21 protein-coding genes are annotated in these 25,690 nt (G+C 54.1%); 14 read left to right on the top strand and 7 right to left on the bottom strand.

Annotated elements, in window-relative coordinates; translation table 11 throughout:
- The first annotated feature begins 73 nt into the window (after positions 1-73).
- Positions 74-427 (top strand): 50S ribosomal protein L20, encoded by a 354-nt coding sequence (rplT, locus tag PKY88_04965; protein HOQ04543.1) that lies wholly within the window; start codon positions 74-76, stop codon positions 425-427.
- A gap of 9 nt (positions 428-436) precedes the next feature.
- Entirely contained in the window at positions 437-1,423 is a 987-nt protein-coding gene (gene pheS, locus PKY88_04970) for a phenylalanine--tRNA ligase subunit alpha (GenBank protein ID HOQ04544.1), read from the top strand.
- On the opposite strand, the gene PKY88_04975 is transcribed toward pheS, so the two are convergent.
- Entirely contained in the window at positions 1,420-2,157 is a 738-nt protein-coding gene (locus tag PKY88_04975) for a hypothetical protein (protein ID HOQ04545.1), read from the bottom strand. The two genes, pheS and PKY88_04975, sit on opposite strands and share 4 nt — an antisense overlap.
- A gap of 161 nt (positions 2,158-2,318) precedes the next feature.
- On the opposite strand from PKY88_04975, the gene PKY88_04980 reads away from it, so the two are divergent.
- The 12 genes from PKY88_04980 (at position 2,319) to PKY88_05035 (ending at position 14,073) form a co-directional block, all read left to right on the top strand.
- Positions 2,319-4,070 carry a GspE/PulE family protein gene (locus PKY88_04980; GenBank protein ID HOQ04546.1) on the top strand — a complete coding sequence of 584 codons (1,752 nt, stop codon included), beginning with the start codon at positions 2,319-2,321 and terminating at the stop codon, positions 4,068-4,070.
- A gap of 4 nt (positions 4,071-4,074) precedes the next feature.
- A complete protein-coding gene (locus PKY88_04985; GenBank protein HOQ04547.1) occupies positions 4,075-5,277 on the top strand; it encodes a type II secretion system F family protein in 1,203 nt (400 codons plus the stop codon).
- Between the two features lie 131 nt (positions 5,278-5,408).
- Positions 5,409-5,717, top strand: coding sequence for a prepilin-type N-terminal cleavage/methylation domain-containing protein (locus tag PKY88_04990; GenBank protein ID HOQ04548.1), 309 nt, complete (start codon positions 5,409-5,411; stop codon positions 5,715-5,717).
- An 89-nt stretch (positions 5,718-5,806) separates the two neighbouring features.
- Positions 5,807-6,268: a hypothetical protein gene (locus PKY88_04995; GenBank protein HOQ04549.1), complete on the top strand. Its 462-nt coding sequence runs from the start codon at positions 5,807-5,809 to the stop codon at positions 6,266-6,268.
- Positions 6,250-6,666 (top strand): hypothetical protein, encoded by a 417-nt coding sequence (locus PKY88_05000; protein HOQ04550.1) that lies wholly within the window; start codon positions 6,250-6,252, stop codon positions 6,664-6,666. The genes PKY88_04995 and PKY88_05000 overlap by 19 nt, the downstream gene beginning before the upstream one ends.
- Before the next feature lie 8 nt (positions 6,667-6,674).
- Positions 6,675-7,838: a type II secretion system protein gene (locus PKY88_05005; protein HOQ04551.1), complete on the top strand. Its 1,164-nt coding sequence runs from the start codon at positions 6,675-6,677 to the stop codon at positions 7,836-7,838.
- 213 nt (positions 7,839-8,051) lie between these two features.
- The gene (locus tag PKY88_05010; GenBank protein HOQ04552.1) at positions 8,052-8,456 is read left to right on the top strand and encodes a hypothetical protein; all 405 of its coding nucleotides are present in this window, start codon (positions 8,052-8,054) and stop codon (positions 8,454-8,456) included.
- Positions 8,453-9,958, top strand: a complete 1,506-nt coding sequence (locus PKY88_05015) for a PilN domain-containing protein (GenBank protein HOQ04553.1) — start codon at positions 8,453-8,455, stop codon at positions 9,956-9,958. The genes PKY88_05010 and PKY88_05015 overlap by 4 nt, the downstream gene beginning before the upstream one ends.
- Entirely contained in the window at positions 9,933-10,559 is a 627-nt protein-coding gene (locus PKY88_05020; GenBank protein ID HOQ04554.1) for a hypothetical protein, read from the top strand. The genes PKY88_05015 and PKY88_05020 overlap by 26 nt, the downstream gene beginning before the upstream one ends.
- Before the next feature lie 3 nt (positions 10,560-10,562).
- Positions 10,563-11,777: a secretin N-terminal domain-containing protein gene (locus PKY88_05025; protein HOQ04555.1), complete on the top strand. Its 1,215-nt coding sequence runs from the start codon at positions 10,563-10,565 to the stop codon at positions 11,775-11,777.
- A 316-nt stretch (positions 11,778-12,093) separates the two neighbouring features.
- The gene (gene panB / locus PKY88_05030; GenBank protein ID HOQ04556.1) at positions 12,094-12,957 is read left to right on the top strand and encodes a 3-methyl-2-oxobutanoate hydroxymethyltransferase; all 864 of its coding nucleotides are present in this window, start codon (positions 12,094-12,096) and stop codon (positions 12,955-12,957) included.
- Positions 12,958-12,963: 6 nt separating this feature from the next.
- Positions 12,964-14,073 carry a glycosyltransferase family 4 protein gene (locus tag PKY88_05035; protein HOQ04557.1) on the top strand — a complete coding sequence of 370 codons (1,110 nt, stop codon included), beginning with the start codon at positions 12,964-12,966 and terminating at the stop codon, positions 14,071-14,073.
- On the opposite strand, the gene PKY88_05040 is transcribed toward PKY88_05035, so the two are convergent.
- From PKY88_05040 to PKY88_05065, 6 genes are all read right to left on the bottom strand, one after another.
- The gene (locus PKY88_05040) at positions 14,009-16,444 is read right to left on the bottom strand and encodes a glycoside hydrolase family 2 TIM barrel-domain containing protein (protein ID HOQ04558.1); all 2,436 of its coding nucleotides are present in this window, start codon (positions 16,442-16,444) and stop codon (positions 14,009-14,011) included. The genes PKY88_05035 and PKY88_05040 overlap by 65 nt on opposite strands.
- A 34-nt stretch (positions 16,445-16,478) precedes the next feature.
- Positions 16,479-19,427 (bottom strand): DNRLRE domain-containing protein, encoded by a 2,949-nt coding sequence (locus PKY88_05045; GenBank protein ID HOQ04559.1) that lies wholly within the window; start codon positions 19,425-19,427, stop codon positions 16,479-16,481.
- 25 nt (positions 19,428-19,452) lie between these two features.
- Positions 19,453-22,410, bottom strand: coding sequence for a DUF4982 domain-containing protein (locus PKY88_05050; protein ID HOQ04560.1), 2,958 nt, complete (start codon positions 22,408-22,410; stop codon positions 19,453-19,455).
- A gap of 81 nt (positions 22,411-22,491) precedes the next feature.
- Positions 22,492-23,346 (bottom strand): type II secretion system protein, encoded by an 855-nt coding sequence (locus tag PKY88_05055; GenBank protein HOQ04561.1) that lies wholly within the window; start codon positions 23,344-23,346, stop codon positions 22,492-22,494.
- 84 nt (positions 23,347-23,430) lie between these two features.
- Positions 23,431-24,147 carry a DNRLRE domain-containing protein gene (locus PKY88_05060; GenBank protein HOQ04562.1) on the bottom strand — a complete coding sequence of 239 codons (717 nt, stop codon included), beginning with the start codon at positions 24,145-24,147 and terminating at the stop codon, positions 23,431-23,433.
- Positions 24,148-24,242: 95 nt separating this feature from the next.
- Positions 24,243-25,652, bottom strand: coding sequence for a DNRLRE domain-containing protein (locus PKY88_05065; protein HOQ04563.1), 1,410 nt, complete (start codon positions 25,650-25,652; stop codon positions 24,243-24,245).
- Positions 25,653-25,690: the final 38 nt, after the last annotated feature.

The following is a 25,690-nucleotide window of genomic DNA, read 5'->3' on the forward strand; positions in this document are numbered from 1 at the left end:
CGATTCCGCCTGCTTCCCGGCTTCATCAGCTGCCGCAGCGGGCGCAAGAAACGGAAACGAAAGGAAAGCTGGTATGCCGAGAGTACGTCGCGGCGCTGCACGGCGCCAAGCCAAAAAGAGGATTTTTCAGGTCGTTAAGGGACATCGCGGTCCGGATGGCAAGCTGCTGCGTCTGGCCAAAGAAGCCGCTGTTCGGGCCAACGTGAACGCCCGAATCGGAAGAAAGCAGAAAAAGAGGACCTATCGGGGGCTGTGGATTATTCGGCTCAGTGCCGCCTGCCGGCAGCGCGGAATCAGCTACAGCCATTTCATCAACGGCTGCAAGAAGGCCGGAATCGGGCTGAACCGCAAGATGCTCAGCGAGCTGGCCATTGCCGACCCGACCGCTTTTGACCAGATTGTGGAAAAAGCCAAAGCCGCCCTGTAGGGTTGGATTATGCTCGAACAGTTCGAACAAATCGGCCGAGCGGCTCTGCAGGAGCTGGAGACGGTTTCAAGCGCCGAACAGCTGGAGGCCTTCCGCATCAAATATCTGGGCCGCAAGGGACAGGTAACCCTGATGCTCAGTCAGATTGGTGCACTGCCTGCAGAATTAAAAAAGCAGGGCGGGCAGCTGGCCAATCGAATTAAAAACGAGGTGACGGAAGCGTTCGAACGGAAAAAGAGCTCACTGGGCACTGTGCATCGGGGCGGGCCGATTCTCGATGTAACGCTGCCGGGCCTTCCGGTTCGACAGGGCAAGAGCCATATCATCTCTCAGACTATCAGCGAACTTCTGGAGATTTTCGGGCGGATGGGGTTTGCGGTGGCTTATGGGCCGGAGGTCGAGGATGAATGGCATAATTTTATCGCCCTGAATATTCCGCCGGAGCATCCGGCCCGCGACCCGATGGACAATTTTTACATTGATGACCGGCGGTTGCTTCGCAGTCAGACCTCGACGATTCAGATTCGGGTGATGGAGCGGCAGAAGCCCCCCATTCGGGTGGTTGCGCCGGGACGGGTGTATCGGCCGGATACGGTGGATGCCACGCATATGTTTATGTTCCATCAGCTGGAGGCCCTCGTGGTGGATGAAGGGGTCAGCATGGTGGACCTGAAAAGTACAATTCATCAGTTTATTCAAATCTTTTTCGGAGCCGGCACGAAATGGCAGTTTCGGCCGAGTTTCTTTCCGTTTACGGAGCCCAGCTGCGAGGTGGATATCCTCTGGACGGACAAGGACGGCAGCGAACACTGGATGGAAATCGGCGGCTGCGGGATGGTCGATCCGAATGTCTTTGATGCGGTTGGAATCGACAGCGAGAAATACACCGGCTGGGCGTTTGGATTCGGCATTGAGCGGCTGGCAATGAAAAAATTCGGCATTTCAGATATTCGGCTTCTGTTCGAAAACGACATCCGCTTTCTGAATCAATTCTAAAGACAAGTACAATCAACTTTTTCAAACGGCTGCGGAGGCAGATACAGCCGCAAGAGGGAGATTTTTCCCTCTTGGACTGCCTCGATGTGCCCTTGGTGCTGAGAGAGAATTCGTGCTGCCAGCGGTAAATCCAATCCTGTCCCCCATTGGGCTCCTTTCGGTTCGGCGGGTTCAAAAAGATTGTTGGGATTTTCCGGCAGGCGGCCTTGCCAGGCAAAAGAGATAAGCCATTCCGGTGTCTGCGGCTGGGAACGGATTTCGACGGAGATTGAATCGGTTTTCTGGTCCAGCAGAAAAATGAGAATGTGCCGAAACATCCGGCGGATTTTGTCCGGGTCCAGATAAGCGGCGGGCATGGGGCTATCGGTTTGCAGCGTAATGGCAGGGAGCTTTTCCTTCATCACATCGGGCAAATCCGCAACAGCCTCTTCCCAAAGTGTTTTCAGACTGCACGGGAGCGCTTCAATGGGACGAATTCGGCTGTATTCGCACAAATCGAGGAGGGTCCGGCGAAGCCGCTCGAAATTGGGCACAAGCAAAGCGAGACTTTTTTCGAGGCCTTTGGAGTTGCCGGTTTGGGCGGCTGTATGGGCGATTTCGGCACTGCCGCCGACCATTTGAAGGATGTTTTTGATAAAGTGAGAGAGGGTTCTGATTGCCTCCCCTGTCTGTAGAAGGGTCTGTTCTTCTGTAATCCGGCCGGATTCAGGAGTAAAAGTTTCCGGTTTATTCATTATATATCCTAACGATAATATCCAGAATATTCCATTCCTGTTTTTTTTACAACGTCATCATATCGGTTAAAAACCCATTTGGTTTTTGCAGAAATCTTTTTCCTGTGCGTAAAGCCGCGGACAATCGGCGGTTAAGCGGAGCGGTTATTCGGTCGAAAAGAATGTGGAAACGTTTTGATTGTCTGCGCGTGGAGTATCGAATGAAAGCGACTCCTTCGGGGATTGAGGAACAAAACGCGGCGGTCTTGGATGCCTTGCGGCAGCATCATCTTCTGTCGGAAGAGCAGATTCAGGAGGTGCTGTCTGAACAGGAAAAAACGGGAGAGAGTCTTTTTCATCTGCTTCGGCAGAAAGAGCTGCTGGATGAAGACGCTCTGACTCAGCTGGCGGCCGTCAGCAACGGAATCGAATATGTTCAGCTGAATCCGGAGATGGTGGACCCGTCAGCTCTGAAACTGATTCCGCTGGAAACGGCCCGCCGCTATGTTTTGATACCCCTTCGTGTAGAAGGGGATACACTCCTTGTGGCGATGAGCAGTCCGCTGAATCTGTCGGTTCGTCAGATGATTGCGGCGCGAACCGGCTATCAGGTTCGGCCGGTGGCGGCGAGTGCGGAGGCGATTCGCCAGGCCCTGCAGAGACATTTCAATGTGGAAAACCTGACTCGGCAGGACATTGTGGCGATGCGTCTGAAGAACAAACCCGCCGAGGAGAAAAAAAATGCACCGGTGCGGCAGGCGGCCAAATCCGCTGATGCGCTGATTGTGCGGCTGGTGGAATCGATTTTGACGGGGGCGATTGACAATCGGGCCAGCGATATTCATCTGGAGCCGCGGCAGCCGGATATGAAAGTACGCTACCGGATTGACGGACTTCTTCAGGATGCACTGGAGGTTCCTTCTTCGGTGCAGCGTCAGGTGGTTTCGCATATCAAAATTCTGGCGAATATGGACATTTCGGAACGGCGGCTGCCGCAGGATGGGCATATTGCTCTGGAGCAGGGGGGAAAACTGTATGATTTGCGTGTTTCTTCGCTGCCGGCGGTCGGAGGAGAGAAGATTGTTATACGAATTCTGGATTCGCAAACCGGTCTGCGTCGGCTGGAGGAGCTGGTGAGCGAGCCGTCGGATTTGGAAAAGTTTTGTTCCCTGCTGAGCAATCCGTACGGAATGATTCTGCTGACAGGACCTACAGGAAGCGGCAAGACCACTACACTGTATTCGATGATTCAGCATTTGAATCGTCCTGAGCGGAATATTGTTACCGTGGAGGACCCGGTGGAATATCAGATTGCCGGGATTACCCAGGTTCAGGTCAAGCCGGAGATTCGGCTGACGTTTGCTTCGGCTCTGCGAAGCATTCTTCGCCAGGACCCGGATATTATTCTGATTGGGGAAATTCGGGATGAGGAAACGGCGGAGATTGCGGTCAGTGCGGCCCAAACCGGCCATTTGGTGCTGAGTACGCTGCATACGAACACGGCGGTCGGGGTTATTCCTCGGTTTCTGAATTTGGGGACGGCTGCTCATCAGCTGGCCGGTGCCCTGCTGGGGGTGATTACGCAGCGGCTTGTTCGAACGATTTGCCCGCGATGCCGTCGGCCGTATAAACCCGAGCCGGAAGCCCGGAAGATTTTGAAATTATCGGACATGAAGGCCGAACTTTATCGGGGGGCGGGCTGTGAATACTGCCGTCAAACGGGCTATCTGGGACGGACTGCGGTCTATGAGATTTTGATGATGACGCCGTCGATTCGACATCGGATTGTTTCGGGAGGGTCGGAAGATGATTTGAGGGAAGAGGCGATTCGAGAGGGAATGAAAACGCTGAAGATGCAGGGGCTGGAGGCGGTCCGGCAGGGCCGAACCACGCTGGAGGAAGTGATGCGGGTGATTGATATGCGGGAGAGATGAGCGAATGCCTTCGTATCAGTATATTGCGGAAAACAGCCGAGGGGTTCGGCTGGCGGGTATTTATGAAGATGCGGCGGATGCAGCCCATCTGGAGGCGGATTTAAGAAAGCTGGGCTGCCGTCTGCTGGAGGCCAAGCCGGTGGAGCGGAAGGAGGGGGGCGGAGGAAAAGGAAAGATTCGGCCGACGGAAATTGTGGCGTTCGCCTATGAATTCTCCGGGATGTTTGCGGCGGGGCTGACGGTGGTTCGGTGTCTGGAGACCCTGGAGGAACAGGCCTCGAATGAGGAACTTAAGTCCATTTTAAATTCGGTTCGACGCTCCATTGAAGCCGGTTCCTCTGTGGCATCCGCCTTTGAACCCTATCGGGGTGTGTTTGGAGATTTCTTTTTGGGAATGCTGGAGGCCGGACAGACCGGCGGCAAACTGGCCGAGACGCTCCGGAAGGCGGCGGAGTATTATGAAAAGCAGCTGGAAGTGAAAACGAAGGTAAAGGGGGCTTTTTTGTATCCGGCCGTAGTGGGTTTGCTTTGTGTGTGCATCCTGACGGCCATTGTGATTTTTGTGATTCCGGTTTTTCAGCGGCTTTATCAGCAGCTGCATATCGAACTGCCCTGGCCGACGCAGATTCTGATTGGGCTCAGTGAGCTGGTCCGGCATTATTTTTGGATTTTTCCGCTGTTGACAGGGTTTGTTTACTGGGGCTGGAAACGATGGAGGAATCATCCTGGGCTTCGGGCGGCCTGGGATGAGGCGATTCTAAAACTGCCGATAATCGGACCGCTTGTGGAGATGATACTGGTCAGCCGGTATATTCGGACATTTGCGATGATGTCGTCAGCCGGCGTCGGAATTGTTCAGGCCCTTCAGCAGGCCCGTCAGGTCTGCCGCAACAGTGTTCTGAATCAAGTCGGGGAAGAAATTGAACAGGAGATTATGACCGGCGGTTCGCTGGCACAGCTGCTGGCGGAACATCCGATATTTCCGCCGGTGATTGTGCAGCTGGCCCATGCCGGCGAAGAGGCGGGACTCGTGGCGGAGATGCTCACCAAAGGGGCGGATTATCTGGACAATGCCGTCCAGCGGCGGACGGCGGCGCTTTTGGTGAAGCTGGAGCCGATGTTATCGGTCATTATGGGGGCGGCGGTTGGGCTGATTCTGCTGGGAGTTTACCTGCCGATGTTTGATTATATGAGCCATATCAAATAAGCCGACGCGGCAGGAAAGGTATTGTTAAAAAAAAACGGGTTTCCGTGCAAAAGTCGGGTTTGTTTTTGGACGAAGAAAAGGGTGCACGGTGGAAGCGGAACAGACAGAGAATAGAACAGAAAGGTACGGCCATGAAGGATAAGAAAGGTATTACGCTGGTGGAACTGCTGATTGTCGTAATGATTTTGGGGGCATTGGCTGCGATAGCACTGCCGCGAATTTCGCAGAGTGCCAGCAATGCACGTCAGCGGGCTTGTGATACAAACATCAGCTTAATTAATTCAGCCATTGAAATGTATTATGTTGATACCGGCAGTTATCCGGCGGCGTTAACGAACGTCACGAACAACACGACGTATTTTCCGGATGGAGCGCCGGTTTGTCCGCTGGGCGGCACCTATACAATGAATGCCAATCATCGCGTGACGTGCAATCACTGATTGATTTTAAGCGGCTGTCTTTTCCCAAAGCGATCAGCAGGGATACCGCCTTTTCGATGCGGTGTCCCTCTTTTTTTGAGGGCTAAGAGGTGAAAAGGGTATCGGCGGGCATCAGCATCATTGAATTGCTGTTTGTCATTCTTTTGGCGGGGCTTCTGGCGGCAGTTGCGGTTCCGCATCTGCCGATGGGGGCTGTTGGGAAGCAGTCGGCCAAGACAGCCGCCCGTCAGCTGGCCGCCGACCTTCGCTGGACCCGCCAGCTGGCGCTGGCGGACGCTGCCGGCAATCCTTCCGGCTATGAACTTCGGATGGAAGGCAGTGAGCCCTACAGCGGTTATTCGGTGCGAAATCGCCAAAGCGGACTGACGCTGACGAATTGTTCGTTTTCCGCCGGAGTGCTTTGCACAGGCGGGCGGAGTTTCGCTTTTGGTCCGCTGGGCAACCTTCTGAGCGGCAGCGACAGTGCAATCCGTCTTTCTGCGGGCGATATTCAATATTCCATTACCTTGATTCCGGCGACAGGAGCCGTTTTATGCCGGAAAGAAGATTGAAGCATTACTCAGGGAATTGTTGGCGTACGGGGATGACCTTTACAGAGATTCTGATCTCCACGCTCATTCTTTCGCTGGCGATGGTGCCGGTTTTGCAGGCAATGAGCCGGGTGCATTTCTTTACGACCCGAACGGAAAAAGTTACCCGCTCGCTGATTTTGGCTCAGAACCAGATGGAGGAACTTCGGGCTCGTGCGGCTTCTGATGATTTTACATCTTCCTGGTCGTTTTCCAGTCAAGCGTTGGGAGGGGGGTATCTGGGAACTGTGAATGCGGATACAGACCCGCTTCTCCGGACGGTTTCCATATTGGTTGGATACGATGAAAATCACAACAGTATTTTGGACGGGTCAGAGGTGTTGGCCGTGCTTCGGAGCCGGATTGCCCGACTTCAATAAGGGACAGGATGAGACCGCAAATCGCAAAACCGGAACGATTCAGAGGCGGCTGGACGCTGGTGGAAATGATTCTGGCCCTGTCGCTGGTTTCGACGGTGTTTCTGGTGATTCTGCCGCAGTTTCGGCTTCTGCAGGCGGGGTGGGACTCCAAAGAATCTGCTTCGGAGATTCAGCAGAATGCCCGGGTTCTTCAGGAGCATCTGAATCGTCATTTGGCGGCGGCTCGTTCGATATCCGCCGTCAGCGGCACCGCCCAGACCCTCGGATTTGTGGAGTTTCAGGATGCATCGGGGCAAACGTACCGTTATGAAGTCGGTCCTGATGGATACGTCTATTTTGGTCCGGCAGGGGATTTGTCGCTGCTGGCCGGGCCGGTCAGCCGTTTTCAGATAACCGGTTTTTCTCTTGATGATTTCGTCAATCCAGCCGAGGAGGCGTCTTCGATTCGGCTGATTCGGGTCGATTCGGTCATTGCCGCCGCGGGAGGGCGAAGTGAATCCTATGATTTTTCTGTTTACCTGCGGACGGAGCCGGAGCCGACCGCCCTGCGTATTCTGCTGGTTGTGGGCAATCCCTCTTCTTTGACGGTGTATGAACAGCGGCTTTACCAGCGGTTGGAGGGCTGGGGGTATGAGATTTCGCTTTTGGACGATCATTCAAGCCAAGCGCAGATTGATACAGCAGCTTCTGCAGCTGATGCAGTGTTTATCCCCTCCAGCTGCGGCTGTCAAAATCTCGGTTCGAAACTGGCACTGGTTCCAATTGGTGTGATAATGGAGCATCAGAATTGTCATGATGATATGAAGATTTCGAATCAGGAAGGGACGACCTATTTGGCCTGGGGCGTGCGGATTGTGAACACTGCACATCCTATTACAGATTCCTATGCGATGAATGATTATGTAATCGTTTTATCCTACTTGCTGGGGGATTTAGTTCGAATGAGAGGTTCGGCGGCGGGGGGACTGATTCCGTTGGGGATGCGGCTTTTACAGTCGCAGGTGAACCTGGCGGCTGTGGAGGCGGGCGGCGCCCTTTGGGGCGGACAGCCGGCACCGGCTCGCCGGGTGGTCCTCCCATGGGGCTACAGCGGGTTTAACAACAGCTGGCTGACGGAGGAAGGCTGGCAGATTCTTCATCGCTCAATTGAATGGGCTGCCGGGCGGATGTAGGGAATTTATCGGACCTGGTTTTTCTATTTTGAAGGTGTTTCCGAAAAGAATGCAGGGTTCCGATAAGGTTTTGATGGACAGGTTTTTTCGGTCTTTTTACCGCTCTCTTACGGGCTGTCAATCCGATTAAAAAGCTGCTTAATCGAAACTGCTGTATAGACGATGAACACAAGGAGACAGATTCTATCTTGAGGAACAGAGACAGACGTGTTTGTGAGAAAAAAGACAGACAGTTCCGGGAGTGTTTTGCTGATTGTGGTCTTCCTGCTGGCCCTCACAGCGGCTCTGGTTGTTGGGATGCTCCATTTGACCACCGAGGAACTTCTGCAGGTCAAAAATCAGATGGAAATGGCCCGAGCCCTGGCGGTCGCGGAAGCCGGACTGAATGATGCCATTGCGGCGATCCGGCAGGATGTCTCTTGGGACAGCGGTTTTTCCAATAAGCCGTTTTTTGATGATTTCTATACCGTTTCGGTAGCCGGAAGTCCGCCTTTGCTCACGATTGAGTCTATTGGGATGACCGCGGCCGGCTATCAGGCCCGGCTTCGCGCCGAAGTGCGTACAGGGTTGTCTTTGCCCTATCCGGTTTCGATCCAGTCTTTGCAAATCAATCCATGAGAGGCCAACGAAAAAAAGAATCGCTGGGAATTGTGCTGACGGACACCTATGCGGAGGCCGTGTGGGTGGAAGCGGTCGGGTCAAAGGTTGTCCGCCTGCGTTCGGGCCGTACGGAATTGCCGGCGGGGGAGGTCTGCGGAGGATGGGTTGAGCATCCTGCTCGTACGGCAGGTCTGATTCGAAAGATGCTGAAAGCGGCGCGGATCGGGCTTCGGCGGGCTGTTGTGGTGATTCCGGATGGCCAGACGGCGGCGCAGATTCTGGATTTGCCGGCGGAGATTCCCTCCAATATGCAGAAATTTATTCATACGGAGATGCGATTCAGCCCGATTCTGGTGAAACGGACGGCCTATGCGGATTACTGTTCCCTTGGGGCTGATGAGGAAGGCAAAGAAAAAATCCTGGCGGGTCTTACGACGCGGGAGTGCATCCGCAATCTGACGGAGACCTTCCGGCTTGCCGGCGTGGAGATTCAATCGCTTCAGATGGATTTCTGCGCCGTGTATCGGGCGATTGAGGCGTTTTGGGAAGAGGCCCGCAAGACTAAAAATCTTCTGACCGCTTCCTTGACCGGGCAGACGCTGACGGTTTGCGCCTATTTGAATCGAAAGCTGGATTTTGTGCAGAGATTTTCATGGGAAGGGGGTTTGGAAGAGCTTTCCTCCTTTATTCTTGAGCAAGTTCGGACGATTCAGCAGTTTTACGAACTGGAGAAGGGTTTTTCGTTTCAGCATCACTGGCAGGTGATAGTCGTTTTGGATGAAAGGAAGGATGCGTTCGAAGGCCTGCAAGCCGGCCTGGAGTCCCTGTTCGGGGACAGGGTGGTTTTGATTACGCCGGAGCGTCGGCCTAAAGGCATAGAACTCAAGGAGGATGAACGGGTCTGGCCGGCGGCACTGGGAGCCGCCTGGAAAGGAATTGAGCCGGCGACCCAGTTGGTACCGGAGCTGCTCCCGCCGGAGGTGCTGGAACAATATGCCTGGCAGAGAAGTTTTTGGAAAACCGTGGCAGCGGCGGCCCTGATGCTCGGGGGGTTTTATCTTTCCACCTGGCTGATGCCTTTCGATGCACAGGCGCTTTCTGATTCTCAGAAGCCGCTGCCTTTGATTCAGACAGCGGAGCGTCAAAGACAGGTTAAAGAAAAGATCGATGCCCTCCGGGCGTTGCAGCGAGTCAGTGAGGAAATGAACCGTCAACGGGCGGCCTTTTCTTTTTCTTCCGTTTTTGAGGAGATTCGCAGGGGGATACCGCCGGCCCTTCAAATCACCACTCTTGAAATGGAGCGAAACGGGATGATGGAGCTTTCAGGCAGAGCCCTTTCGATTCAGGCTATTTATCAGTTTGCCGCACGGCTGGGACAGAGTTCCCTGATTTCGAGTGCCGCTGTGGCGGAAAGCCGGCTCAGTGCAGGTTCGGGACGGGTGTATGAGTATCGCATCATCTGCCGTCTGAAATCTTTTGAAACAGGAGAAGAATATGATGCAGATGCCGTCTCTGACTAAACGGCTGGTTCTGATTCGGGAGCGGCTGCCTTGGCTGACGGCGGGGGTGATTCTGGCGGCGGCTTATCCGGTCTTTCTGCATCCTTATTTCCAGTCGGCGCAGGCCCGCTCCCGCAGTCGGGATTTCGAAGGCCTTTATGCGGAACGATTGGCGTCGATGGAAAGAGTCGGAGAGCGTCTGGCGGTTCAGCTTCAACGGCTTGAAGAATGGAAGAAAAAGGAGCCGTTTTCTGTTTTTACACCAGCGGAGGCGGAAGCATTTTTTGCCTGGCTGGAACAAGGAGCTGCTCAGACAGGCTGTCATTTGGCGGCGCTGGAATATGACCTTGCTCCGAAAGGCCGTTCCGTTTTGCCGGATGAACCGCAGGCAGCGGAAATCCGGGCGGTAAAAATGCAGTTGTACGGTACCTACGATGCCTGGTTTCAATGGGTTCGGCTGATGGAATCCTATCCTCGATGTGTGCTGCTGGAGTCTTTGAAAATTGAGTCGGCCCGAGAGCGTCCGGGGATGCTGGCCGGGCGGGTTTGCCTGCTGGTGCCGATTGCAAGAGATACGGACAGGCGAGAGCCGTCTGCGACGGAGAAGTCAAAGGAGCAATAAGGTATGAATGGAATAATAAAGACCATTTTGCCGGGATTTTTGCTGTTTGGAATGTTTGTGTATGCCCAGGAAACAACGGTTTCCCGTGATCCGTTTGGCAGTTTAACGGCTGAAGAGTCTGCGGTGCAGCCCGCTGAATCGGTTGCCGCTGCCATCGACGGGCGGCAGATGGCCGTTCAGACAGTGATGCTGAAGTTTCTTCGTGCGGAAAATCTGAAAGACCTGGTCAGCGGAATGCTTTCTCCGGCCGGCAAGGTATCGATTGATGCAGCTACCAACTCGCTGCTGTTGTGCGATTTGCCCGACTATCTGGAACGGATAGTCAGCGAGGTGCGTCAGGCAGACCGAATGCCGGAACAGATTCTGATTGAGGTGGTGATTGCGGATGTGATGCTTGTTGATGATACCGAAATCGGCGTCAACTGGCAGTTTCTGCTGGGCGGTGCGGAAGGCAGAGGAACGACCTCCAAGCAGATTTTGCTGGATACCTTTGACACGGTCTCGCCGGCCGCAGCGGGGATGGACCTTACGTTTCTCAACGGGGATTTGACGGCGACGCTGCATGCCCTTCAGGAGCAGCGGCACGTGGAGCTGCTGGCGACCCCGCGGATTGTTGTACTCAGCGGACAGGAGGCGGAAATCAAAACCGTCGAGGAAATTCCGTATACGGAGACCAGCGATACATCCGGCGGCGGAACGTTGACGAGCACGAAATTTAAGGAAGTGGGCGTAACGCTGACGGTCAAGGCGGTTGTGACGGATGAACGGAAAATCCAGATGACAATTCAGCCCAAGCAGAATGTGACATCGGGCAAGTCGTCCACCAATGTGCCCATTGTCAATACTCGGCAGGCCCGGACAACGCTGTTGGTAGAGGACGGTCAGGTGATTGTTTTAGGCGGTTTGCGCCGAAAGGATACGCTGATTACGACCCAGAAGGTACCCCTGTTAGGGGATTTGCCGCTTCTGGGGATTCTGTTTTCGAGCGAAAGGAAGGAAAAAACCAACTCGGAATTGCTGATTATGCTTGCTCCGCATCTGAATAAGGGATTTGAGCCGACAGCGGAGCAGGGAGAGCAATATCGAACTTTTCTTCATGAACCGACGCTCAAAATTGCTCCTGAACAAACCAATCTGGCTCCGGCCTATCAGCCGGTGGACGCCATCCTTGAATGGCTTGGCAGCCAGCCGCTGATAGAATCTGGGAAAAACGGATAAAATAGGGTTTTATTGTTGGTGTTTTGCTTGTAAAGATAAAAAAAATAAAGCCAGATCCCAAACGAGTCAGAATCTGGCTTCGGAGGAGGGTGATGAAAAGCCTGAAAAGTACTCTCTATAAGACCCTGAAAGACCCTTCTATATGCTATAGTCATATCGAACAGATTTTGTTCAGAACTTTAACAAAATTTTAATGCATCTTTAAGGACATATTGTGTCTTGATTGATTAAGCAGAAAACGGTTCCCCTTCATGATTTTTTCCGCTTGCAAAAAAAAAGAGAGTAAGTTATTGTAAAATAAAACGTTGTGGAAGATATGGGTGCAAGAAAGAACATTTTGACTTTGCTGGAGATGAAGCAAACCGGCCGGAAGATTACAGCGGTTGCCTGCTATGACTATACAACCGCCCAATGGGTCAGCCGGGCCGGAGTGGATATGATTCTGGTGGGGGATTCGGCGGCCCAGGTTATCTTTGGATATGAATCAACCCTGCCGGCCACTATGGATATGATGGTGATGCTTACGGCAGCCGTGCGGAGGGGGGCACCGGATGTCTGTCTGGCGGCGGATATGCCGTTCCTTTCCTATCAGACCTGTCCGGCGGATGCAGTCCGAAATGCAGGCCGTTTTGTCCGGGAAGCGGATGTTCAAATCATCAAAATGGAGGTCTCTGCAGCCTATCTGGATGCCGTCAAGGCCGTCAGCGATGCCGGCATGGCGGTGATGGCTCATATCGGAATTCGTCCCCAGAGCATTACGAAACTCGGACGGCTGAAAGCCGAGGGCACAACGGCGGAGCTGGCCTATGAGCTGCTTGAATTGAGCGAAAATATGGTCCGGGCCGGTGCCGGTGCACTCCTGCTGGAAGGCACAGCTCGAGAGGCTGCTGCTTTGATTGCCCGGCAAAGCCCTGTTCCGGTTATCAGCTGCGGCTCCGGGCCGGACTGTGACGGTCAGATTTTGGTCATCTCTGACATTCTTGGGCTGAGCACGGGACCAATGCCGAAGTTTTCCAGGCGTTTTGCCGATTTGGGTCAAGCGGTTGAGCAGGCCGTAGCCGCCTATGCTCAGGAAATCCGAGAAGGCCGGTTTCCTGATGATTCGCAGTGCTACCATATCAAAGCGGGCGAACTGGAAAAATTGACGCAAATCCTGACGCAGCGCACCAAAAATCAGTAAAGGATTATGCCTCCTGATGAAAACAATACCGGCGGTTTGTGTCGGAAGGTTTGCAGACCTCTGCTTTTTGTCCGGCCGGAGGTGCTTCGGCTGTATCCGGGGCTCTTTCGCAGCATGTTGGTAGGGCTGGTAGGGTCTTCCTATCGCCCGGCGCTGGCAGGACCGCAGGGAAGCGATTTTTACAAAGTTTTGTGTCCATCCGTGGAGGTTTTTGAATATCCTCAGAACTGGCAGTTTCGGCGTCGAAGCCGAGCCATGCAGGAATTTATCGAATGCCTCCGATATTATCGACCGACGGTGCTGCACGGCGTTTGGCCGGCCCATGCGCGTCTGCTGCATTTTCTTTCCGAGTGCTTTGAGGTTCCTTATATCCTGTCTTTTTTTGACTTTCCCCAAAAACTGTTTTGCCGGCTGTTTCCTTTTGAGCAGGCGGATGCCCTGACAGCCGCCAGTGAGCCGATTCTGCAGGTCCTCCAACAAAGCGGACGCGGACAGCTGCCTCCGATTCACCTGATACGGCCCGGCTGCTATACGGAGGATGCGTGTGTCTGTTTTTCCGACTCCTCCCGTCTGCCGAGTCTGATTCTGGTGCATCCGCTGGACCGAGCGGATGCTTTGGAGCCGTTTCTTCAGGCCCTGCGTCATCTGCGGCTGGATGGTTTTGATTTTTTTGCAGCGATTCTCGGTTCCGGTCGGGCAGAGCATGCGGTCCGCCGAAGAGTTCGAACTCTTGGATTGCGGTCGAATTTAAGCGTGGTTCCGATGGAGGAATCGATTCGGGATGTCTTGTCCGGAGCGGATATCTTTGTGTATCTGAATCCGGTACGGCGGTTCGAACCGCTCCTGCTGGAGGTCATGGGAACGGGCCTGGCCATAGCGGGTACCCCTGACCCGGCAGGGGGCCTGCTGCAGGACGGTGTAACGGCTCTTTGGGTGGAACCGAACAATGAATTGAGCATTTATGCGGCTTTGAAAAAACTTCTAAGCCGGCCGGAGCTGGCTCGTCAGCTGGCGTCGGCTGCGCAGAATTACGTTCGCCGCAATCACCCCGTCAGCGGGATGATTGAGCAGCTGATAGATCTTTATTTATCGATTCACAAGCGGCCGTTTGAATAACCACGGCAGCCTCTTTTAATCCGTCTGCTCGGGCCCGAAGAGTGATTGCTCCTTCCTGCCGGGCGGACTGAATAATCACCAGAGCACGCCCTTGAAACACCTTCCGTTCAGAGGCCTGGTAAGATTCCATACTGGTCAAATCCCCGTTATCGACCCCGAGAATCGTCCCGGGTCCATCCAGGAAGTACCGGATTGTATGCGCCGCATTGGGAACAACAACTCCTTCTGCGTCTTGAATCTGTACCTCCACATGGCTGACATCCTGTCCGTCGGCCCGAAGAACGTTTCGGTCTGCCAGCAGGCAGATTTGAGTCGGCCGGCCGGCTGTCCGGAGCTGATATGTGCAAAGTGTTTTCTCCTCTTTCAGCCCCCGAGCTTCAATCCGTCCGGGAATATACGGAATCTTCCAAATCATCATCCCGTCCGGAAAATGGCAGCGTTCCTTGCGTCCCATTGACTGTCCATTCAAAAAAACTTCCGCAGTCGGGCAGTTTGAAAAAACCGCAATTTTTACTAGCTGACCTTCCGGAACAGGCACAGTCCAGTGAGACGCCATTTTGGGCCAGCCCCAGTGGTCCTTTGTCGGGTTGGGTTCTTCCAGTGAATCATCCAGAACGGCCAAATATACCATCGGTTCTTTTGACCAGAAACTGCGAACAAGATGCCCGACGGGACGAACAAAACCGCAGGTGTCGATCAGACTGCAATTCCATCCATGATACGGCCAGCCCGCCTCTGCTTCACCCAGATAATCTATTCCTGTCCAATAAAAAGTTCCCAGTACGTAATCATGCTTTTCCGCCTCGAGCCACGGATTGAGCGGTTCAAATGCCTTATAACTCATTTCCTTGCCTCGATAAAACGGATAACTTTCGCTGGCGATAATCAGAATCTCCGGATACTCTTTTCGATAATCTTCAAACCACTGCTCTTGGTAGTTGCAGGATACCACGTCCATGGCTTTGGCGATTTGAGCAATAATCTGCGCATTTTCTTCCCGTGAGCGGATGTCAAAAGGACGCAGCGCACAGGTCACCGGACGTGTCGGGTCATGACGGCGTGTTTCATCGACCAGACGGCTGAGCTGTTCCATGAACCTTTCTCCGCCCTGACCCGAGACTTCGTTCCCTACGCTCCAGATGACAACAGACGGATGATTGCGGTCTCGTTGAATCATATCCACCAGATCCTGCTTCCACCACGATTCAAACCAGCGCCCGTACCGTCCGTCCCACTTGTCAAAGGCCTCCTCGATAACCAGAAAACCCATTCGATCGCACAGGTCCGGCAGTTCCGGTGCCGGCGGATTGTGGCTGGTCCGAATGGCATTGCAGCCGATGGACTGGAGAATCTCCAGCCGTCTTTCCCACACCCGAACAGGAACTGCCGCTCCCAGAGAACCGGCGTCATGGTGAATACAGACTCCCTTCATTTTCACAGGAACTCCGTTCAGCAGAAATCCTCTGTTGGAATCGAGGGCAATTCGGCGGATACCGAAGGGAGTTTCATAAATGTCACAGAGACGCTCCGGTGTTCGAACAAGACTGCGAACGGTGTACAAGTTGGGTTGGTCCGGTGACCACAATTCCGGACGGCTGATTTCTATTTGTTCTTCGAAACGGGAGTGTTCACCGGCTCGGAGCAGACGAACGGATCGGGTTTCTGCTGCCGTTTTGCCTTTTGGATCGATTACTTGTGTAAGAAGTATGCACTCTTGCGGCTGCGGATAGGCATTTTGCACCTCCGTACAGACCTTTATCGATGCACGCTTCTCGTCAATCTGCGGGGTGGTCACAGCCGTGCCCCAGCTGACCACGCAGAGTTTATCCGTGATGAGGAGACGCACACGCCGGTAAATGCCGGAACCGCTGTACCATCGGCAGTTAGGCTGATCGCTGTTGTCCACACGCACAGATAGAACATTATCCTGACCGATTCGCAAGTAGTCAGTCAGGTCGTGCTCAAAATGAATATACCCGTAAGGGCGCCTCCCCAGAGAACGTCCGTTTATCCAGACTTCGCTATTGTGATAGACTTCATCAAATTGTACCAAAACTTTTTTGTCAGCGGCCTCCGGCGAAAGGCGGAACCGCTTGCGATACCAGCCGATGCCGCCGGGAAAGTATCCGTTCTGTCGGCCGCCCGGATTCCGGCGGTCTTTCGGACCTTCAATACTCCAGTCATGCGGCAGCGAAACCGTTCTCCAAGCCGAATCATCAAAATCGGGACGGTAAGCATCCAGCGCGTCTCCTTTAAAAAATTTCCAGTCGAGGCAGAAATCGGATTCCTGAATCATTCGAGAGCCGGCCCAAACAGTGGTTCCGCAGACTATCGCTGTCAAAATCTGCAGCTGGATTTGGCTTCTCTGCATAAACTTTTGTCCTTGCGAAAGCATTGAACGAGCATCAGTCTGAATCTTCAGTCAGCCAGTTCTCACAGAACGATGCCAGGTCGGCCAGATTGACTTGCCCGTCCCCGCCAACAGGCGCTAAATCCGCCGATGGAGCCGCAGGGGAGTTTCTCCATTGTGAAGACATGACGGCAAAGTCGTTCAAGTCAATTTTTCCGTCTCGAACCAAATCCGTTGGATGGAAAGGAACACCCGCCAGGCGAATCGGCGGCTTGGGCGGTGTGCTCATTCCATGTCCCAGATAAAAATCGACATGATGCGACTGCATATATCCCTTGACTGTCATGCCGTTTCGATAGGCCGGGTTGTGCGGCAGGGCGTAAATCCGCCGGCTGGTGGGGACATTTGTGGTAAAAATCCCCAGCTTGGTATAATTGCTGTTTGTCACGATGACCTCTTCCCGCCAGTCTCCGAGAATATCACCGTAAAACATCGGACAGCCCCGGTCGCTGCGGGTGTAAGTTTCGTAATTCCAAGTGGTTACAAGCCGCGAAACGGAACTCGTACTGTAAATCCACTTCTCAATCTTGCCGTCATTGTAGCTTTCACTCAGTTCATCTCCGTCCCACCAGAGACGCAGACAGGGCCACGGGGCGCTCGGAGCAATCTGAATCCCTGCCGGGCCGTTCCACATGCCGTCAAATGCCCAGCATTCGAAACCCGGATACTGCGGGTCTGTATCCCCGACATCTCCGCGTCCCACATCCACCACGGATGCAGAATAAGACCAGAGAATCTGTCCGGTTCCGGCGTCGTAGTAGTAAAACCGCAGGCCGCTCGGATTGCTTTGCTGAATGCCGTATCCCTGAAGGCCGGGCCGGCTGGGGTCGAATTTGCCGATATGCCAGCGGTCTCCGTGAACAATTCCCTGCTCTCCGAGATTGTAAAGCAGCGTTCCGTTGTTCCGAAGGACAAAGCCGAGATTACAGACCTCATCCATTCCATCCCCATCGACATCGATGATGCGGATTTGATGGCCGTCCGGGCAGTTTTGAGACCCGCGAAGCCATTTCCATCGCTGGGTCAGTGCCGTCCCGTCAAAGTCCCAGGCACAAATCATCATATTAAAATCTCCATCGCCGATACGGTTTTTCATCGTGGCAATGATGCTCGGCGTTTTGCCGTTCAGATAGCCGATACCCATGTGCGCTCCCATCGGGCCGTCTGCAATGTAGTCGGTTGGAATCTGAATTCGAGCTCGCTCCGTTCCGGTCATTCCGTTTAAAACAGAAATGAACTGAACCAGGTCATCGGGGGCTGTCAAAACGGTTCCATCCCCAAAAACCACACCCCGGGCGGTTCGAAGCACAACCTCCGCCTTTCTGTCGCAGTCCAGGTCGTACACCGTGACCCCATCCCAGTGTCCTACATCAATGGTGGCCGAACCGGGTTCGATTGTATAGGTATTCGTGCTGTTGGGACCCAGATTGACGGACCATAAAAAAGAGCCGTCCCGCCGGTATGCCTCGATGGACTGAGGGCGGCCCTCCCAGTTCAGACGGTCCAGCACAAAATCATATTCGCCGTCCCCATCCAGGTCTCCTACCCAGACAAAGTGAATCTCATCCGTATTGGTTGTCTGCAGAGGAATCACAATCAGCGGCTGGACCGGGCTGTTGGCGGGCAGTGTATAAGAACCGCTTGCCGCCTGTTCCGCTCCGTTGAGAACTGGTCTGATAAAGTAGGTATTGTTCACAGAAAGATTGGCCGTCGTATCGGTAAAGTTCGTCCCGCCGGTCAGAACAGAGTTGTTCAGTCTGACAGGGGAGCCGCCGGCTGCAGAACGGTAAAGATTGAATCCGATGTCTTCCGGGTCAGTTCCCAGCAGACGCCAGCTGACAAAAACTCCGCTGCTGTTTCGCACAGCAGCCACACCGCGTCCTAAATTTTCCATATACCGGCGGGGAGGCGCCGACTGCTCCGTTTCAAAACGCCAGACCGGCCCTAAGATTGTCTCCGGCGCCGCTGCCTGGGAACCATAAACGGATTCATCAACACGCCAGTAAACCACCTGATTCTTTGAAAAGGCAAGACCGGGACTGGATATCGGATATTGTTCCCGCTCCTGCGTGCCTCGCGGAACATAGACGGGTGTTACGCCGGAAAAATCAGGAGTTTGAGGCTCCGAATTCCGAGGATATTGAATCCAGTATAGATAAAAGCCCGTAATTTTCGGGTCGGCAATTGTCTGTCCGGGTTCCGTGGGATGAGGAATCTGCCCTGGCCGCCAGCTGAAAACTACATTGTCTCCGGAAACGGGTTGAGTGCCGTCCGGCTGCGGCTGATTGGCCGGCTCAATCCAATAGGCATTCGGCAAAATGATGGCAGGGGCGGAAATCCCTTCCTTCGTGGCGGCGTAATACTGCGAACCGCTGCCGTCTGCCGGGCCAATCAGAACAAACGTTACCAGCCCATTCGTATCGCCGGCAAGAAAAGAATCCAGATTCAGAGAAGACGGACTGGAAGTCAGCGTATAATTCGAACCGGCCGGGACATACAGGGTTCCCAGAAAAGTCACCTTCGCTTCATTCAGAGCAAAATTGCCCAATGCGGCCGGAAGCATCCATGGGCTGTTGTTGTATGTGATGGTCATTTCATTCCAGAAGTCGTCTGAACCGTCATTGACTCCGTAGATATTCCATGTTTTGGAGTTCTGGGCGGAGGTGATGAACAGCCGAAGCTGAGCCCCCGACAGATTCCGACTGCGGATGGGATTGAGGTCAAATCGGACATATCCGATATGGGCCCGCACACCCGTGTAATTGCGAATGTCCATTGTAGAAGAGCTGCCGTAGTTGCTGTTGGGACCTTTATTGCTGTCGTTGCCGACGAAGGTATCGGCCCCATTTCCATCTGCCGTGGATAAAATAACTTCCGGAAAAGCGGCAGCTCCAATAAGAAACAACGCTAATATGCTTGGCCGAATGACTGTTCCGAATTTCATAAAACCCCCAAAATAAAGAGCTGTTTTACAGTTTGTTCGCCGGAGCGTAGATTTCCAGTTCGAGAATCTTCAGAGTCCCTCTGGCCGTTGATGCGGCTGTTTCCTTTCCGGCCTCGTCTTTTTGACCGGTGACTTCCACAAGCCCGAAGGCATCCTGTTCCTCGGAGCGGCCGGTCAGCTCGATTGTCAGGCTCCGCCCCGGAACCGGCTCAAATCGGACGGTATAATAGCCGAGATTCTGGCGAGTCCTTCCCTCAAAGACGATTTTGTCATCGACTCGAATACGGATTGGATATGTCCGCCTTCGCCAGTCGCCAAACTTGATATCCACTTCGCTGACGAGGGTTTCTCCGGAAAATTCGTATTTGAGCCATGCCGTCCGACGTGTTCCGTCATTTTCCCAGCCCGTCCGTTCATTATCATCGACAGTCAAAGCCGTCTGTTCCGGATTGGCTCCGGCCGCAATCCGGGCAGCAGAAATCGGAATGCGGCTGATTTGGAACGATGGACCTTTCGGTGTCGGACCGCGGTCTAAATAGCCGACAAGCTCGGCATCCGGCATCTGGGCATACAGACCATTGACGACTTCGACGGGAAGGGACGTGATTTCAATCTGAGCTTCCTCCAGGCCCTCCGAAGCGGCGGTCAAAACGATTTGTCCCGCCTGTACGGTGGAACGAATCATCACCCGGTTTACACCGCACTCAACAGGCAGTTCTTTGGACAGGATATAATTGTCCGGGCCCTGCGCGATGCCGCCCACCCATTCTGCAGGTCCGGTCAGCTCAAACCGAATCAGGTTTAAGGCCGTTGGGCAGCGGCGGCCTTCGGCATCCACCACTTCCACGTCGATCAGAGCCATATCAGCTCCGTCCGCTCGAAGTCCCTTCGGTCCTGTGCGAGCCGTTAACCGAATCCGTTTCGGCGGACCGGCTGTGGTTTTCTCCGTTCGGCAGACTTCCCGGCCCTGGGCATCATAACCCACAGCCCAAATCGTCCCCGGCTCCCAGTTGATATCGCGGAATGTAAAGAGAAACCGACAGCTTTGCTCTCCAAAGCCCATTGAACGGCCGTTGATGAATAATTCGACTTTTTCGGCGCTGGAAACGGCGTAAATATTCTTCTTGACACCCGGCTGGTAGTTCCAGTGTCCCAGCAGATGAATTCGCGGCCGCTCAACATCCACCCAGCCGTCCCAGATCACCTGATGTGCAAACCAGCCGTCTTTCGGCAGCCGCACCGCGTTAACTTCCCCGCTTCGGCGGTAATTTTCCGCTCCGCGATAATGCGTATTCGTATCGGAAAAAATAATATTAGCGCCTCCGGAACTGACCCGACGGCCTGTTCCCGGTCGATGTTCCCAGTAATCGTACCAGCGAATCACATTTTCGATTGCGTGAGAGTCCTGATTGCGGTTGTACGGCTCCGGCGGTGTATTGCCCCGACGAGGCCCTTCGCCGTCTTTGTGATAGGGGGGCGAGTACTCATCCCAGTATTTCCGCAGCCCCTCATCCCGTGAATATTCCATCGCCCACACCGGGATACGAGCGCTTTTGTTGAGATAGAGCATTTCTCCGCCGTATTCGGCAATTTGACTGTCGAGCATCTCTCGGCAGCCTATCGCTCGTCCCCCATGCGGGTCCCAGCAGTCCCGGATGTGCTTCATTTCCGCCATATGGGCTTCGCTGATTCCCTTGTTGCCAGCCTCATAAAACAGAATGCTCGGATTGTTCCGATTATAAATGATTGCATCCCGCATGACTTCCAGCCGATGCTCCCACCGCCGCCCGCTCACATCCGATTCCGCATCCCCCGCCGGCATCGCCTGAATCAGCCCGATGCGGTCGCAGGATTCTATATCCTGTTTGCTGGGGGTAATATGCATCCAGCGGACCAGATTGGCATTGCTTTCCACCATCAAATGGTTGCTGAAATCGCTCATCCATGGGGGCACGGAAACCCCGACGGCAGGCCACTCGTTGGTGCTTCGCTGGGCATATCCTTTCACCTGAATGACCCGGTCATTCAGGAAAATCATCCCGTCGCGAAACTCGGTTTTCCGAAAACCGGTCCGCGTGCGAACCTCATCGACCGCCGTTTCGTCTTTGATTAATCGTGTAATCACATCGTACAAATACCCGTATCCCCAACTCCAGAAATGCAGCCCCTCAACCCGTGCGGAGGCCTGTACAACGGCTGTGCCTCCCGGTGCCAGCGTATAGGGAATGCTCGTAAAGGTCTTTACAATTTGCCCGTTCACATCCCGAATGCTCACTTCGAAGTGAAAGGTCTGAGCCGAATCGGTTTCGTTTCGGACCTGGGATTCTGCATACACAACGGCCGTTTGATTCGGAATATCAAAATCCCGGGCGTAGATATACACACCGGTCGTTCCGAGTGTAGTATAGAGAGGAAGGGTCTGATATAGTTTTCCGGCAATATGCAGTTTGACATTTTTGGTGATTCCGCCGTAGTTGGCGTTGAAATTTCGGTCGTTCCACTGATAACGGCTGTTGGTCGCCTTTTCCCGATAGTCCCAGCTGTTGTCTATCCGGACAGCCAAAACATTGGTTTCCGGAGCCGGTTTGGCCAGATTGCTGATGTCAAACCCAAACGCCGTCACACCGTTTTCATGACGCCCGAGGAAACGGCCGTTCAGATAAAACTCACCGGCCTGACGGATGCCTTCGAATTCGAGAAAAACCTTCTGTCCGGCTGTTCCTTCCGGCAGGACAAAACGCTTGCGGTACCAGGCAATTCCTGTCGAAAGGTCCCGAATGTCTTTTCGAAAGGCCTCCTCCTGGTTCCATGCATAAGGCAGAGTCACCGGTTTCCATGCGGAGTCATCGAAATCCGGCCTTGGAGCGTCCGCCGAATCCCCGACAAAAACTCTCCAGCCGGGATTGAAATTATACACCTTCCGGCCGGCAGATAAATTATCCCCGTGAAGACAAACAGGACCGAGCAGCAGGAAAATCAGCATAGAACATCTTTTCGGAAGCATTCGATAGTCTCTCTGTCCTGGGACCGCTTTGATAAAAGGATTTTGCCTCGCAAAGGAGCCTTACCGAGGTTTCGGCCGCAGCGCCCAGCCGGTGGACAGCCATTCGATGTCTTCACTGCGTGTCCCGGCAGGCGGATAGGTTACCCCGTACAGCTCCCCGGGTTTCATATTCGCCCCTTTGGCATAGTGCTCCAGCACAACCGTGTCTTTCCACTTGCGGATTTCCGAATGACCGTCTGCGAAACCGAATACGGCGCTGCTTCCATGGCTGACGGCCAGCGGGTCATGCAGTCCCCACGGCTCGGACGTGGTGCTGGGGGCCGCCAGCGACCACCACCCGTTCCAGGTCCAGTTGCGGGACCCGTATGTGCCGATTTCCACAAAGACAAACCGTTCGCTGGGCGGATTGATTTCCCCCATCTTTCGGATGGAATTACTGGTGCCGTTGTTCAGACAATAGGGCATCGCATAACTCACAAACAAGGGCGTGCCGTCGCATCCTTTGCGCAGTTTGTCTGCCGGACAGTGATAGACTTCAGGCGTGCCCAGATAAGGAAACAGTTTCCCCTTCTGAAGGCCCCGGATTTCATCCTCATCGGTGACCGGCGGGGCCGTCTGCGTCATCGACAGAGACGAGCTTGCGGTGTCGGTCTCCTGATGCGGCTGTCCGATCCAGCCCTGCTGGCAGGCGGTCTGGGTCCCGACGTTTTCCATTCGGCAGCTCATAATTCGCCCCCCGTTCTCATCCTGATACATAAACCAGCCGGTGGACATCTGCCGCAGATTGCTGAAGCAGACTGCCGAGGCTGCCTTCTTTTTGGCCAAATTCAGAGCGGGCATTACAATCGTCAGCAGCAGGGCAATGACGGCAATTACGACCAGCAGTTCAATCAGCGTAAAACCGCTTTTGCGCATCGTTTCACTCCTTGAAGGAAGGTTGCGGTTATAGAAGGGCATTTGCAGACCTTCCTAATGCCTGCAAATGCCCCGTGAACGCGCCTACCGTTTTTGTTTTCTTGCAAGACACAGCAAACTGCCGGCCGCCAGAAGCATCAGCGAGGCAGGTTCCGGCACGGCATTCGGCAGAATCAGCGTCGGAGCTGACCAGGTCGGGTTGGATGCAAGACCTTCTTTGGCCGCAACATAAAACTGCCGGTCCGCTCCTGTGGGAATCAGCACGAGGGTGACCAGTTTGTTTGCGTCCGATGTCAGAAATGAATCCAGATTCAGACTCGCGGTGCTGGAGGTCACCAGAACCGGCTGTGTATTCGGAACCAGAACCGTCCCAAGCAGGGTCAGCTTGGTGTCATCAATGATGTACGTCCCGTTGGCCTGCGGGTCCGTCGGAAGCATCCCGGGAGCTGTGTTGTATGTTATGCTCATTTCGCCCCAAAAATCATCTGGACCGTCGATTAAACCATAAATGTTCCAGGTTCGGGTCGCTCCGCCCTGTGTCACATAAAACTGCAGCTGGGCTCCGCTCAAATCACCGCTGACACTGCTCAGGTCAAATCGGATGTAGCCGATGTGAGCCCGCACTCCCGGATTGTTGCGGATATCCAGGGTTCCTCCGGCGCCGTAATTGTTATTGGGCCCCTTGTTGCTGTCATTGCCCACAAAAGTATCAGCCCCATTTCCGTCTGCGGTGGTAATCAAAATGGCCTGGGCCGCAGAAACCCAAAGGACCATCGTCAGAATCAAAAGAACTCTTTTCATCTTTCCAACCTCCTGAAACAGAGTTTCTGAAAAGGCGGGCGGCCTCGCATCCGCCCGCCGGTTTATGACCTTTCTGCCTTCTATGCATCGTCCCGTTACGGGCAGGACAGGCTTCGGCAGTCCATCCACTGGGCGGCAAAGGTTGCCAAATCAGCCAGATTGACCAGACAGTCGCTATTGAAGTCCATCCGATTTGCGGCAAATCCGGGCACCGCTTTGGCCGCCGCACAGGCGTCCGCCCCAACAAAAATCCGCACGGAATCCGAATTGGATTCCGCCCCGTCACTGGCGGTCAGACGGAAGGTATAGTCTCCAGCCTCTGTAAAGACCACCGTAATATCTTCGACATTATTGGGACTGATTGTGACAGCCGGACCGCTCAGCTGTTCCCATAAATAAGTCAGCGGTCCAGGCAGACCGTCATCCGTTACGGTTGCATTCAAGAAAGCGGCGGCAACACCGGGGGTCCCCTGATGTCCTAACCAGATGTACTGATCGGCTCCGGTGTTGACAGAAGGTCCAAGGTTGAATGTATTAAACGACCAAACTCGGCCGCGATGGAGAATACCCGGCTGGGAAGAATCACGCACATCCACAACCCAGTAATAGCGTGTAAACTGAGCCAGACTGACCGGCAGCGAAACACAGGTGTTTGTCGTATTGACGGCCAGTGTATATTCCAAATCATAATTCGGCGCCAGACGATTCGGCTCCCGGGTGCCGAAATAGACGTCGCAGGTAATGATGCCGCCGGGCGAGTTGGGCTCCGGATTGCTCCAGCACAGCTGGTTCAGATTGGTGGAAACAACCTGATTCATCGCAGGGTTCGGATTGGCCGCCCAAAACGGATTGGGAACGGCAGGCAAAACCAGCCGCGGTGCCACAAACGCCGGGTCTGTTGCACCGGCCTGCCCTTCCTTCGTCAGAACGTAGTACTGGGTGCCGCTTCCATCCGCCGGACCTACCAGAATCAGCGTAATCAGATTGTTCGTGTCCTGCTTAATGAAAGAGGCCAAATCCAGAGAAGCCGGGTCTGATGTGCGCAGCTGGTTGCCCCCGGCCGGCACAAACATGGTTCCCAGCAAAGTCACCTTCGTTTCATCCAGAGCAAAATTGCCTGACGAAGCCGGAAGCATCCACGGGCTGTTGTTGTAGGTAATCGTCATTTCATTCCAGAAATCATTCGGACCGTCCTTGACCCCGTAAATGTTCCAGGTTCGAGAGTTTTGAGCCTGCGTGAGAAACAGCTGCAGACGAGCTCCCGTCGGATCCACGCCTCCGATGCTCGTGATGTCGAACCGCACATATCCAATGTGGGCACGCACATTGGTATAATTGCGAATGTCCAGTGTGGTGCTGGCGCCGTAGTTGTTGTTCGGACCTTTGTTGCTGTCATTGCCGACGAAGGTATCCGCACCGTTTCCGTCCGCAGTGGAGACAATCATGTCCGCCCGTGCCGATAATCCGACCATACACAACAAAACAATCGCCCATGCCGTTCTCATAAGGAAATCCTCCAAAAAAAAGTTACAATGAATAAAAC

The sequence above is a fragment of the Anaerohalosphaeraceae bacterium genome, from assembly GCA_035378985.1.
Lineage (GTDB): Bacteria > Planctomycetota > Phycisphaerae > Sedimentisphaerales > Anaerohalosphaeraceae > JAHDQI01.